This is a genomic window from Acinetobacter sp. WU_MDCI_Abxc222 (assembly GCF_025514755.1).
Taxonomy (GTDB): Bacteria; Pseudomonadota; Gammaproteobacteria; order Pseudomonadales; family Moraxellaceae; genus Acinetobacter; species Acinetobacter geminorum.
The window spans coordinates 17,926-30,581 of record NZ_JAHPVG010000004.1; the positions used below are offsets into that span (position 1 = coordinate 17,926).

Sequence of the window (12,656 nt, forward strand, 5' to 3'; positions counted from 1 at the left end):
ATATTATCCCTTTAATCGATAAATTTTTCCGACTGAATATTCAATTCAATGTCCCAATGCTTAAACTGCTCTTGCTCATCATGCAAGTCGGCAACTAACAATGGCCATTGTTTGGCATCACCAGAAACACTAAGTTGCCATTGTTGATCATTTATGATGGTCAGTTCAATGGCAGGAAGCATCTGATCACTTCGACTATGGTTGAGTAAAACTGCTAGGCGAAGTAATAAACATAGATAAAGTAATTTATTACCACCAGCCTTCAAAATTTCATTTTTTACATCATTTCGCAATTTACGACGGTGGTGAGCGACTAAATGCGAAAGGTGATTTTGATCAATTTGTGAGAAGCCCGGAATATCAGAATGCTGCAATAAATAAGCACCATGACGGTGATACCCACCATGACTAATTGCTAAACCAATTTCATGCAAATAGGCAGCTCGACGCAGTAAGTCACTGTCTTCACTCGTTAAATTAAGAGATTCCGCAACACCATCAAATAATTGCTGTGCTGTATTTACAACCCGTTCTGCTTGTTTTGGATCTGCGTTATAACGCCCCATCAAAGCCTGTACACTACGATCACGGATATCTTCATGTTTAAAACGACCTAATAGGTCATACATGACTCCTTCACGTAATGCACCATCAGAATATGCCAAACGATCAATTTCTAAAACTTCGAAAACTGCGTACAAAATTGCCAATCCGGCTGGCAAAACTGCTCGTCGGTCTTCTCTTAACCCTTCAAAATCAATTTCAGAAATATTTTTAAACTTAAGTAATTTATCTTTGAGTTTATATAAGCCTTCTCGAGTGACGTTTTCTTGTTCATCACTCAAGCCCATATTTACCATAATTTGGCGGCAAGCTTTAATCGTTCCACTAGAACCAACTACAGTATCCCAACCTTCCATTTTATACGTTGTTGCAATAGCTGAAAGTTCTTTACGGGCAGCAACTACTGCTTTATCAAAGGCTTTTTGTGTGATTTCGCCATCGGCAAAGTAAGCTTTTGTATAAGCCACGCATCCCATTTGCAATGACTCTGTATAAATAGGCTCAAACTCTTCACCAATAATGAACTCAGTAGAACCACCACCAATATCTACAACTAAACGTCGACCACCATTTGCCATGGTATGCGATACGCCAAGATAAATCAGGCGTGCTTCTTCTCGTCCAGCAATAATTTCGATAGGTTTAGGTAAAATTTCTGCCGCTTTTTGAATAAATTCATGACCATTTTTTGCCTGACGCAAAGCATTGGTCGCTACAATTCGTAAGCGATTTGGTTGAACAGAACTTAATCTTCCAACAAAACGAGCCAAGCAGGCTAAGCCTCGTTGCTGAGCAGCTTCTGTTAGGTTTTTATTCTCATCTAAACCAGCTGCAAGCTGTACTTTTTCTGACATCGAAGCAACTTTTTTAACTTCGCCATGATCTACCCGTGCAATTGCAAGGTGAAAACTGTTCGACCCCATATCTATGGCGGCAAGTAATTCTTCATCAATCAGAAAATCAGACATTATTGAACTAAACCCATAACAATTCACGCCTAGAGTAATTCACAAGAATGCAATTGAAAAGCCATTTTCATCAACAATTAGCTGTCATTTAAATTTTTCTATTTATAAGTTGATTGTACAAGTCGATGATGGATATCGTGAGCATCCATTAGACAAATTTAGTTAAGCCTTGAATAATAGCATCAAACCCTTACATTGAACTAAGTAGCTATGTAATACTGATAGAGATAATTTTCTCCTGTAATAGCACTTTTTTCTAAAAATTGGAGCCGTACCATGTCTGCGACTATTGTAAATACAACTGATGATAACTTCCAAGCAGATGTTTTAGATGCTGAAACCCCTGTACTTGTTGACTTCTGGGCAGGATGGTGTGCACCTTGTAAAGCGATCGCGCCTGTGCTTGAAGACCTATCAAGTGAATATGCTGGTAAAGTAAAAATTGTTAAAGTTGATGTGACTTCTTGCGAAGATACAGCAGTGAAATACAACATCCGTAACATTCCTGCTTTACTACTTTTCAAAAATGGTGAAGTTGTAGCTCAACAAATTGGTGCTGTACCTCGCTCTAAACTTGTTAGCTTTATTGATGAAAATGTTTAAGTCAAAATGCTAAAAAAGAAAATACGCTATACTTTTTTATAGCGTATTTTTTTCGCCTATAAATTGACAAATTAGCTAGGCTGGCTTATATTGCATGCTCAAGAGGCACTGAAGGGAATCATCTTCGTCTGGCTTCTTACAAGACACAAACATAAAGATCGCCACTCGGCAACAGAAATTGTTTTTTCACATTTTTCTTCGAAACAATTAATCAGACTTCTGAATTGTTATTGTGTAAATACAATTGCGATAATCTTTTTTGTATGCGAGCGATTTTTCTCCTTTTTAAACCACACTCTACTCTTTCCTAATTCTGACCCTTATGAATTTAACTGAACTCAAGAAAAAACCAATCGGCGAACTAATTAAAATTGCTGAATTTATGGGCCTGGAAGGTATGGCTCGTAACAGAAAGCAAGATATTATCTTTGCCATTTTGAAACGCCATGCAATGAATGGCGAAGAAATTTTTGGTGATGGCGTTCTCGAAATTCTCTCTGATGGTTTTGGTTTTTTGCGTTCTGCCGCAGGTTCGTATTTAGCAGGTCCGGATGATATTTATGTGAGTCCTTCACAGATCCGACGCTTTAACTTGCGTACAGGTGATACCATCACAGGTACTATTCGCCCTCCAAAAGAAGGTGAGCGTTATTTTGCGTTGCTCAAAGTTAACCAGATTAACTACGACACGCCAGAAAATTCTCGTAATAAAATTTTATTTGAAAACTTAACTCCCCTTTTCCCGACCGAACAATTGGTTATGGAATTAGGTAATGGTACGACAGAAGATTTAACTGCTCGTGTCGTTGATTTAGTTGCGCCAATTGGTAAAGGCCAACGTTCTATTATTGTTGCACCGCCGAAAGCGGGTAAAACAATGTTACTTCAAAATATTGCTCAATCGATTGTTAGAAACAATCCAGAAGTATTCTTGATTGTTCTACTCATTGACGAACGTCCAGAAGAAGTAACTGAAATGGAGCGTACTGTTCGCGGTGAAGTTATTGCCTCAACATTTGATGAAGCACCAGCTCGCCATGTACAAGTTGCAGAAATGGTCATTGAAAAAGCAAAACGTCTTGTTGAACATAAAAAAGATGTTGTGATTCTTCTTGACTCTATTACTCGTCTTGCACGTGCTTATAACACAGTAATCCCATCATCAGGCAAAGTGTTAACTGGTGGTGTAGATGCTCATGCATTAGAGCGCCCTAAACGTTTCTTCGGTGCTGCACGTAACATCGAAGAAGGCGGCTCACTTACGATCATCTCTACTGCTTTGATTGAAACAGGCAGTAAAATGGATGATGTAATTTATGAAGAGTTCAAAGGTACAGGTAACCAAGAGATTACGCTTGATCGTCGTATTGCTGAAAAACGTGTCTTCCCTGCTATGAATATCAAAAAATCTGGCACACGTCGTGAAGAGCGTTTAATGGATGAAGATAAATTACGTAAAGTATGGATCCTTCGTAAGCTACTTCACCCTATGGATGAGTTGGCAGCAATGGAATTCTTACTTGACCGCATGAAAGAAACCAAAACAAATGATGATTTCTTTGATCAAATGAAACGTAAAGCTTCAACTTAAGTAATTAAGCCTTCAAAAAAGCCACTCTTTTGAGTGGCTTTTTATTTGGTTGACAAGCTTTACACAAAAATACATTTTGCTTATTTTTATGTAAAATTATTTATAAGCTTTTGATAATAAATATTTTTACATAAAAAAGCTTAGTTTTTTTAGTAGCTTACCTCTACCTTTTCCAATATACACGAGCCGATTAATTGTTTTTTTCTGTTAAAAAACAGTCTGTTTTTCTCTTTTTCACACGTTTTTTTGATAGACGACAGTAGTATTTCAGCATTTGCAGTGATAGCATAGCGGCAGACCAGTTAGACTGCTCCATGCGTTGTTACCTAGCTACGTTTTAGGAATAATAAAAGCAAAACAGTCCAACTTAGGTTTTTTTAATCTCAAATCTTTTTTGTGAGAGTGATGCCATGTTATTCAAAAAATTCGCTGTTGCTGCTGCTGTTGCTGCTACTTTAGCTTTCGTTGGTTGTTCTAAGAAAGAAGAAGCTCCTGCTGCTGCTTCTGAAGCTGTAGCTGCTGCTTCTGAAGCTACTGCTGCTGCTTCTGAAGCTGCTGTAGCTGTTGATGCTGCTGCTTCTGACGTTGCTGCTGCTGCTTCTGACGTTGCTGCTGCTGCTTCTGACGTTGCTGCTTCTGCTGCACACTAATCTATAATTTAGATTAGATAAAAAAGAGGACATTTTGTCCTCTTTTTTTATGTTTAAAGTTTGATTTTCTAAGATTAAGCGACCCTATATTGATGCCCAATAAAATTATGTAAAGCTATCTTAAATATAAATATAAAAAAAGCAGATCAATCGATCTGCTCATTTCCAACACGTTGTCTAAACTTCTGACCCGCCCTGAAGGTCACTACTCTACGTGCCGAAATTGGAATTTCTTCACCTGTCTTAGGGTTACGTCCTGGGCGTTCGCGTTTATCTCTTAACTCGAAATTACCAAAACCAGAAAGCTTAACCTGCTCCCCTGCAATAAGCGCTTGGCTAATCTCGTCGAAGAACAACTCGACCATTTGTTTTGCTTCACGGCGATTTAAGCTGGTTAACTCACTTAAATGATCAGCCATGTCTGCTTTAGTTAATGCTGTCATGAGGCCCTCAATGTCGCTTGATAAGTGTTTTCCAACACTTGGATTATATTGTCCATACCAGATTTAATTTCAGCATCTTCAAGCGTACGTGAAGGATGTTGCCATAATAATGCAAACGCCAATGAGCGCTTACCTTCTTCGACACCCTGCCCCGTATACACATCGAATAACCACGTAGAGTCTAAAAGCTCTCCACCAGTTTTTTCGATTAACTGCTGAATATCTCTAACATTTATATTATCAGAGATTAAAAGCGCAATATCACGTCTAATCGAAGGAAAACGTGATAATTCTGTAAAATTAGATACATAAGATTGCAAAACGGCTGTTTGATCAAGCTCAGCAACCCAAGTTGTGCTCAAATCTAGCTCATTTTCTAAAGATGGATGCAGGCGGCCTAAGTAACCAATTGATTGTCCATCAACTAAAATTTCAGCAGACTGCCCTGGATGCAACCATGCACGCTCTGAACGTACATATTCAACTTTGACACGACCAGCAGCTAAAATCTCTTCAATCTCTCCTTTGAAGTCAAAGAAATCCATTGGTTGAGGCTTCACATGCCAAGATTCTGGTTGTTGCGAGCCAACTGCCACTAGAGCTAAAGTCGGAATCTGTTTTAGATCTTCAATACTTTTAGCATTTTGATAATCAAAACGAAGTCCTAATTCAAAGAAACGAACACGACTTTGTTGACGGTTGAGATTATATTGTACGCAAGGGATTAAACTTGAAAGTAGAGTACTACGCATTGCAGCCAAATCACTTGAAATTGGATTTGCTAGCATTAACGGATTTACTTGCGGGTTCAATTGCTTTTCAAGTTTTGCATCAGCAAAACTAAAACTAATTGCTTCTTGATAGCCTAAAGTCACGATAGTTTGACGTAACTCTGCAATTTCAAAACGGTCTTGATATTTAGCTAATTGAACATCCATGCTTGGTAAGCTAATTTGGATATTGTCATAACCATCAATACGTGCCACTTCTTCAATTAAGTCTTGATAAATAGCCATATCATAGCGATGTGATGGAGGTACTACACTCCATTCACCTTCAGCTTTAATAGTTACTTCACACCCTAGTCGAGTTAAAGCATCTGCAATGAACTCACCCGCAACTTGATATCCCAACAATTGGTCTACCTGAGCTTGTTTCAGTTCAATTGCTTCACGCTTAGGAAGTAGATCAGTTTTTTCAGCAACAGTAATTGGACCAAATTCACCACCTGCCAACTCTTGAATAAGCTGCGAAGCACGGTTCATCGCAATTAACGGCAATTCAAAATCTACACCACGTTCATAACGCTGTGAAGAATCAGTATGCAAGCCAAAACGACGAGCACGTCCAGCAATCGCAAGTGGTGCGAAGAAAGCACTTTCTAGGAAAATATCAGTTGTATCATCAGTTACGCTTGATGCTAAACCACCCATAATTCCAGCAATTGCCAAAGCTTTCTGGTCATCAGCAATCACCATGATATCTTCTTGCAATTCAACTTCTTGATCATTAAGGAGTTGTAATTTTTCTTGTGGCTGAGCTTGACGCACATGTATAGTCCCTTCGATTTTAGCTAAATCGAAAGCATGCATTGGCTGACCCAATTCCATGAGGACATAGTTCGTCACATCAACCAAAATACTGTGCGTGCGAATTCCTGAACGTGCTAAAGCCTGCTCCATCCACTCAGGAGTAGCAGCTTTTACATTAACGTTTTTAATTACACGCCCTAAGTAGCGTGGCGCACCTTCAGTGCTGATCACTACTTTCTTCTCATCAGCAATTGTCGCATCAACTGATTTGATTTCAGGTTCATTCATTTGCAGTTTGTTAATTACTGCAATCTCACGTGCGATACCACGGATACTGAAACAATCACCACGGTTTGGAGTAATACTGATATCGATGACGTTATCATCAAGTTTTAAGTATTCACGAATGTTTACTCCTACTGGAGCATCAGCTGGTAGTTCGAGCAAACCATCGACCTTATCTTCAAGATCAATTTCAGAAGCACCACAAAGCATGCCTTGTGACTCAACTCCACGAAGTTTACCTTTTTTGATTTTAAAATCACCCGGTAATACAGCACCAATAGTTGCAACAGGCGCTTTCATTCCAGCGTGGACATTTGGTGCCCCACAAACAATTTGTAAAGGCTCACCCGAACCAATATTAACTGTTGTTACACGCAGACGGTCTGCATCAGGGTGTTGCTCAACTGTTAAAACTTCGCCGACCACAACGCCAGTAAATGGCTTAGCAACAGGTGCAAGCTCGTCAACTTCAAGCCCAAGCATAGTTAACTGATCAGACAATGTCTCACTATCAATTGCTGGGTTAACCCATGTGCGTAGCCAATTTTCGCTAATCTTCATCTTTATAAACCTTTTTTAATCCTGAAAAATTGTTAGGCAAATTGGCGTAAGAAACGCACATCATTTTGATAGAACATACGCAAATCATTAATGCCATAACGCAACATTGCAAAACGCTCTACCCCTAAACCAAAAGCAAAGCCTTTGTATTTATCAGGATCAATACCCGCAGCACTTAATACATTTGGATGTACCATGCCACAGCCTAATACTTCTAACCAACGTCCACGCTCATCCATGATATCCACTTCTGCACTAGGCTCTGTAAATGGGAAATATGATGGGCGGAAACGTACTTTTAAATCTTTCTCAAAAAATTCATTCAGTAGGTTAATCAATAAACCTTTTAATTCAGCAAAGCTGGTGTTCTCAGCAACGTATAAACCTTCGATCTGATGGAACATTGGCGAATGCGTTTGATCCGAATCACAACGGTAAACACGGCCAGGACATACGATACGAATTGGTGGCTCACTCGTCTCCATCGTACGAATCTGTACCCCAGAGGTATGCGTACGTAGCAAGTGAGTGGCATCAAAGTAGAAAGTATCATGCATAGCACGTGCTGGATGGTGACCAGGAATATTTAATGCTTCGAAATTGTGATAGTCATCTTCAACTTCTGGACCAGTTGCAACTGTAAAACCAGCTTTAGTAAAGAACTGGCAAATTCGCTCTTGTACCTGAGTAACAGGGTGGACTGTACCAATACGCTGACCACGGCCCGGCAATGTAATATCAATCGTTTCACTTGCTAGCTTTTGTGCAAGTGCTGCCTGTTGTAGTGCCGCTTGACGTTCTGTTAATGCAGTATTAATTGTTTCTCGAACAGCATGAATCGCAGCACCTTGTACTTTACGTTCTTCAGGGTCCATTTTCCCTAATGCTTTCGATTGTTCTGCAAGCTGGCTTTTTTTCCCTGTAAATTGCACACGCACCTGATCAAGTGCAACAAGGTCTTGAGCTGCTGCAATGGCAGCAAGCGCTTCTGTGGTCAGGGCTTCCAGTGACATATTAACTCTCAAAGCAACAAATTTAAAAAATATAATAAAACACTGCATTCTAACAGTTTTTCATCGAATTGATGAAGTTTATCCATCATGAAAAATGTATTAGGCAACAAAAAGACAAAACGTATAAGATAATAGCATCGTCAATGAGATCAACTATTATGGCGCTTAATCAGATTTGGAAACAACAACTTACGCTTGTGACATATGGTAATGAATACCTCCGTCAGAATTTAAGCTTTAACCAATGGCGACAACATCATATTTTCGACCATCATAGTTTTCAGTTTCGTGACTTAAATTCTCAGCATTTATTGGCTCAACACTTCCAAGTTTGGCTAGAAGCATTAAAAAAACAAGGCACCATAAAGCTTAGCTTACATTTATCAAGCCTTCTCAATGAAGAGCAAAATCCGAATAGCAATGTCGAGCTCTTACCTTATACTCATTTTATTGTGAGTCATCAAAACGATAAGAAGTTTGCATGGATTTTTGGCCATGAGCTTGCCGAATGGTATAACAATGATAACGAATTCGAAGCCCCTGCCTCACAAACCTGTGAGCTTCGTTTAGAAACTTTCTGGCGTTTTGAACTCAATGAAAAATTATCAAAAAAAATTGAAGTTGATTTAAAAAATCCGCCATGGCAAGAAATAGCCGATTTTATGGATAGTGAATTATTCCAGAGTAAGTACGCAGCAGGCTTTGAGGAACCAGAATTTCAAAAAGCTGTTTTTGATGGGACAAATATTAAAAGCTTAGAGCCAAAACTCGCATTAATTCCAGAGAATTATCCCGCAGATTATGCTCATCAACTTTTATCTCGTACACAAGCATTAGCCAATTATTTAGAACAAAAGAAACGCCTTGCAAATGATCCTTTAGGAGAAGAACTAGATCAAGAACAGCTCATCAACCTAAGAAACTTTACACAAAAAACTGATGATTTGTTCGCCAAGCTTATTGTGAAAGTTGCCAACCATTATCAGACAGCTCAGATGGTGCCTGTAGTTAAACCTTCTCCATTTGAACAATCAAATGAAAATCCACAGCATCTTAAGTCTCACCACCATAAAGGCAATGGTTTAGGCGTTATTAAGCTGATTGTTTTGACAATTATTATTTGTGCTTTGGCTTATTATTTTGGTCTTTAAAGATTAGAGTTCCCATTGATAAAATAACTCTGTTATTTCGGGGCCGAACTCAGGTAGTTCGGTTTCCCCAATTAATTTAGCTCCCATTTTTTCGTAGAAGAAACGACTTGGATTTTTATTAAAGACTTCTAAGCGAATAAAACTGTATCCTTGATTTAAAGCACATTGGTAGAACTTTTGAAATAACTCACGTCCAATGCTTTGCTTTTGAACCTCTTTTAAAAGATAAAAAGCCATAATTTCAGCAATATTATTCTCTGGATTCAAATAACCATCGAGAAAGCCTTTCACGAACCCATTTTCAGTATAGACAAATAACTTATGATCAGGGCTTTGGGCTATTTCTTTCCATAATTGTTCTTTATCTAGTACTTTAAGCTCATCTAATATTTCTTGCTTAATTATACCTGTATAGGTTTCTTTCCAGCCCTGTACATGTACTTCCGCAATAGATAATGCATCCTTAAGTGATGCTATACGAATATCCATGTCATTTAATGATTTCAATTCACTTCCCTCACACCACTATTTTTAAAGTGAAGTATTGATTGGTCTCACACCAACCTACTCAGGTAAAAGTAGCTCTCGAACATGCATTAAAGCAAAACCCAACAAATTTAGTCCTTGCCATAGAGATGGATCTTGAATATGTGGATGATCTTGTGCCATACCAATTCCCCAAATTTTATCGACTGGAGATGCTTCAACCAAAATACGATCTTTCGTTGCCAATAAGAATTTTTTCAATTCCGAATGCTGAGAGAATTTAGCAGAGTTTGCTCGCACCACAATGTCAAAACGCTTTTCTTGCCATACCTGTTCATCATAATTACGCACTTTACGACCTAGCTGTTTCGCTTCATTAGGATGTTTAACTTGCAAAATTCGTGCAAAAATTTCTTCATCATTAAATAATTTTGCTTTTTGCGCCATCATATAGTGTTCAGCAGTAAAGTATTTAATACCCTCTACTTCAAATTGCGCAGGAAACCACTGACTAAAACAACTCTTATCAACAACATCAGCTTTCTTAGGAGTATGCCCCCAGAAATATAAATATTTGAACTGGTGACCTTGCTGTACTTTTTGAATTAAATCATTTAGAAATTTTTTGTCTTTCATCTTTTATCTCTGATTGTTATCTCTTTTTAAAATAGAACCACTAAAAATAAAAAAGACCGCTAAAAAGCGGTCTTTCTTTGAATCTCTAAGCTTATGCAGCTAATGCACCTTTAGCTTTTTCAGCTAAAGCAGCAAATGCTACTGCATCATGCATAGCGATGTCAGCTAATACGCGACGGTCGATGATCACTTGAGCTTTTTTCAAGCCATCGATCATACGGCTGTAAGACAAACCGTTTTGACGAGCACCAGCATTGATACGCGCAATCCATAGAGCACGGAATTGACGTTTCTTTTGACGGCGGTCACGGTAAGCGTATTGACCAGCTTTGATTACCGCTTGGAACGCTACGCGGTAAACGCGTGAACGAGCACCGTAGTAACCTTTAGCGCGAGCAAGAATTTTTTTGTGACGACGATGAGCCACTACACCACGTTTTACACGAGCCATTTATAATCTCCTTAGATGTATGGGCACATACGACGAACTGAATTCATGTCAGAAACATGAACCATTACACAGCCGCGTAATTGACGGATACGTTTAGCAGATTTTTTGGTCAAAATGTGGCGCTTGAATGCTTGTTTGCGCTTAAAACCGTTTGCAGTCGCTTTGAAGCGTTTAGCTGCACCACGGCGAGTTTTTAACTTAGCCATAGTAACCTCTTTTGGGCACCTGTTCGGCACGATCGCACCATTGCAAAATCGACCTGCAGGTAAGGAAGCGCGTATTTTATAGTATGCTGACTAAAATTAAAACTATTAGTTACTGTTTTTATGATGCAAATAAAGACTTTTTCGCCTTCCACCGTGTTAGCAATATCAATAATAAATAAAGCACCTGCGCTTTTTTCCATTTATAATACGATCAAATTATCAACATACGATATTCCTAATGCAGAAACATGATGCATTTGCTGCCTTACGCCACAGAGATTTCTCAATTGTTACGATTAATCAATTTTGCTTAACTTTAGCAATTCTGATTCAAGAAATTATTGTTGCTTACTCACTCTATCAAATCACCAAAGATCCTCTGACTCTAGGTTTAATAGGACTTGCAGAAGCCATTCCTTTTATTGCTCTTTCTCTTTGGGGTGGCTATTTTGCAGATCGGTTTAATAAACAGATTATTATGAAAATCTGTTTATTTTTCTCGGTTCCTCTTCCTTTAGTACTATGGTCGCTGTTCCATCTGCATGGTCTAGGTCATATCAGCGTAAATTTCCTTTCATGGGGTATTTATGCTGTTATTTTTGGTTTGGGTACAATTCGTGGCTTTTACAATCCTTCCGCAACGTCTTTAAAACCATTTTTGATACCTCGTGAACTGTATGCAAATGGTGCAACATGGACGACAATCGGTTGGCAAAGTGGTGTAATTATCGGGCCAATGCTTGGTGGTTTCATGCTTGCTTATTTAGGCCGAGAAACAAGTCTATTTAGTGTTGCAGTTTTACTTAGTATTTGTTTTATCTTAATTAACCTATTGCATAAGCGTAGTTTTCCTAAAATTGAAACTGCTAATGTTTTAGAAAGTTTAGGAGATGGTTTCCGTTTTATCTGGAAAACTAAAATTGTTCTGTGGGCAATTTCTCTTGATTTAGCTTCTGTTTTATTTGGTGGGGTCATCGCATTATTACCAATTTTCGCAGAAGATATCTTGAAAGTCGGCCCAGAAGGACTGGGATATTTGCGTGCGGCGCCATCTATTGGAGCGCTCGTCACTATGATTGCTTTGACTCGCTTCCCACCAACTCAGCATGCATGGCGTAACATGCTACTTGCTGTTGCAGGATTTGGTGTTTTCACGATTCTTTTCGCGTTCTCAAATAACATGTGGTTATCACTATTTGCGTTGGCTATGACAGGTGCTTGTGACAGCATTTCAGTTGTGGTTAGACAAACCATTTTGCAAATTTTTCCGCCAGAAAATATGCGTGGACGCGTTGCTGCCGTAAACGGGATGTTCGTCTCATCAAGTAATGAGCTTGGTGCATTTGAGTCAGGGTTGGCAGCTAAATATTTAGGAACGATTGCAGCGACCATTTTTGGTGGTTGTATGACACTTGCAGTAGTCACCTTCTGTTGGCTAAAAACCAATGATCTATTTAAAGTCGATATTACTAAAAGCTCAGAAGACTAATTAAATCGTTTTAATAGAAGCATCTTC

15 protein-coding genes are annotated in these 12,656 nt (G+C 38.8%); 5 read left to right on the forward strand and 10 right to left on the reverse strand.

The window, feature by feature from the left end; all coding sequences use genetic code 11:
* Nucleotides 1–11: 11 nt before the first annotated feature.
* Entirely contained in the window at nucleotides 12–1,532 is a 1,521-nt protein-coding gene (gene ppx / locus KTJ10_RS08015; RefSeq protein ID WP_014208409.1) for an exopolyphosphatase, read from the reverse strand.
* A gap of 276 nt (nucleotides 1,533–1,808) precedes the next feature.
* On the opposite strand from ppx, the gene trxA reads away from it, so the two are divergent.
* Both trxA and rho read left to right on the forward strand, forming a co-directional pair.
* A complete protein-coding gene (gene trxA / locus KTJ10_RS08020; protein WP_002054512.1) occupies nucleotides 1,809–2,135 on the forward strand; it encodes a thioredoxin in 327 nt (108 codons plus the stop codon).
* Between the two features lie 322 nt (nucleotides 2,136–2,457).
* On the forward strand, nucleotides 2,458–3,726 hold the full coding sequence (gene rho, locus KTJ10_RS08025) for a transcription termination factor Rho (RefSeq protein WP_002117304.1): 1,269 nt from the start codon (nucleotides 2,458–2,460) through the stop codon (nucleotides 3,724–3,726).
* Between the two features lie 190 nt (nucleotides 3,727–3,916).
* On the opposite strand, the gene KTJ10_RS08030 is transcribed toward rho, so the two are convergent.
* On the reverse strand, nucleotides 3,917–4,042 hold the full coding sequence (locus tag KTJ10_RS08030) for a hypothetical protein (RefSeq protein WP_086264984.1): 126 nt from the start codon (nucleotides 4,040–4,042) through the stop codon (nucleotides 3,917–3,919).
* Nucleotides 4,043–4,136: 94 nt separating this feature from the next.
* Between KTJ10_RS08030 and KTJ10_RS08035 the strand changes: the two genes are divergently transcribed.
* Nucleotides 4,137–4,376, forward strand: a complete 240-nt coding sequence (locus KTJ10_RS08035; protein ID WP_086264983.1) for a hypothetical protein — start codon at nucleotides 4,137–4,139, stop codon at nucleotides 4,374–4,376.
* Between the two features lie 146 nt (nucleotides 4,377–4,522).
* On the opposite strand, the gene KTJ10_RS08040 is transcribed toward KTJ10_RS08035, so the two are convergent.
* The 3 genes from KTJ10_RS08040 to pheS are packed head-to-tail and all read right to left on the reverse strand — an operon-like array spanning nucleotide 4,523 to nucleotide 8,210.
* Nucleotides 4,523–4,819, reverse strand: coding sequence for an integration host factor subunit alpha (locus KTJ10_RS08040; protein ID WP_000126166.1), 297 nt, complete (start codon nucleotides 4,817–4,819; stop codon nucleotides 4,523–4,525).
* A complete protein-coding gene (pheT, locus tag KTJ10_RS08045; protein WP_262441761.1) occupies nucleotides 4,816–7,197 on the reverse strand; it encodes a phenylalanine--tRNA ligase subunit beta in 2,382 nt (793 codons plus the stop codon). The genes KTJ10_RS08040 and pheT overlap by 4 nt, the downstream gene beginning before the upstream one ends.
* A gap of 32 nt (nucleotides 7,198–7,229) precedes the next feature.
* The gene (pheS, locus tag KTJ10_RS08050; RefSeq protein ID WP_199992604.1) at nucleotides 7,230–8,210 is read right to left on the reverse strand and encodes a phenylalanine--tRNA ligase subunit alpha; all 981 of its coding nucleotides are present in this window, start codon (nucleotides 8,208–8,210) and stop codon (nucleotides 7,230–7,232) included.
* Nucleotides 8,211–8,368: 158 nt separating this feature from the next.
* Here pheS and KTJ10_RS08055 point away from each other — a divergent pair, with 158 nt between their 5' ends.
* Nucleotides 8,369–9,361, forward strand: coding sequence for a hypothetical protein (locus KTJ10_RS08055; RefSeq protein WP_262441855.1), 993 nt, complete (start codon nucleotides 8,369–8,371; stop codon nucleotides 9,359–9,361).
* A gap of 3 nt (nucleotides 9,362–9,364) precedes the next feature.
* Here KTJ10_RS08055 and KTJ10_RS08060 read toward each other — a convergent pair whose 3' ends face one another.
* From KTJ10_RS08060 to KTJ10_RS08080, 5 genes are all read right to left on the reverse strand, one after another.
* On the reverse strand, nucleotides 9,365–9,868 hold the full coding sequence (locus KTJ10_RS08060) for a GNAT family N-acetyltransferase (protein ID WP_032062459.1): 504 nt from the start codon (nucleotides 9,866–9,868) through the stop codon (nucleotides 9,365–9,367).
* A gap of 57 nt (nucleotides 9,869–9,925) precedes the next feature.
* Nucleotides 9,926–10,483: an NADAR family protein gene (locus KTJ10_RS08065; RefSeq protein WP_262441762.1), complete on the reverse strand. Its 558-nt coding sequence runs from the start codon at nucleotides 10,481–10,483 to the stop codon at nucleotides 9,926–9,928.
* Between the two features lie 91 nt (nucleotides 10,484–10,574).
* Nucleotides 10,575–10,934, reverse strand: coding sequence for a 50S ribosomal protein L20 (rplT, locus tag KTJ10_RS08070; RefSeq protein WP_000124858.1), 360 nt, complete (start codon nucleotides 10,932–10,934; stop codon nucleotides 10,575–10,577).
* A gap of 11 nt (nucleotides 10,935–10,945) precedes the next feature.
* The gene (gene rpmI, locus KTJ10_RS08075; protein WP_002054552.1) at nucleotides 10,946–11,140 is read right to left on the reverse strand and encodes a 50S ribosomal protein L35; all 195 of its coding nucleotides are present in this window, start codon (nucleotides 11,138–11,140) and stop codon (nucleotides 10,946–10,948) included.
* Nucleotides 11,128–11,340 carry a hypothetical protein gene (locus KTJ10_RS08080; protein ID WP_262441763.1) on the reverse strand — a complete coding sequence of 71 codons (213 nt, stop codon included), beginning with the start codon at nucleotides 11,338–11,340 and terminating at the stop codon, nucleotides 11,128–11,130. Before KTJ10_RS08080 ends, rpmI begins: the two co-directional genes overlap by 13 nt.
* A 38-nt stretch (nucleotides 11,341–11,378) precedes the next feature.
* Between KTJ10_RS08080 and nreB the strand changes: the two genes are divergently transcribed.
* A complete protein-coding gene (nreB, locus tag KTJ10_RS08085) occupies nucleotides 11,379–12,629 on the forward strand; it encodes a nickel resistance MFS transporter NreB (protein ID WP_262441764.1) in 1,251 nt (416 codons plus the stop codon).
* The last annotated feature ends 27 nt before the right edge of the window (nucleotides 12,630–12,656 follow it).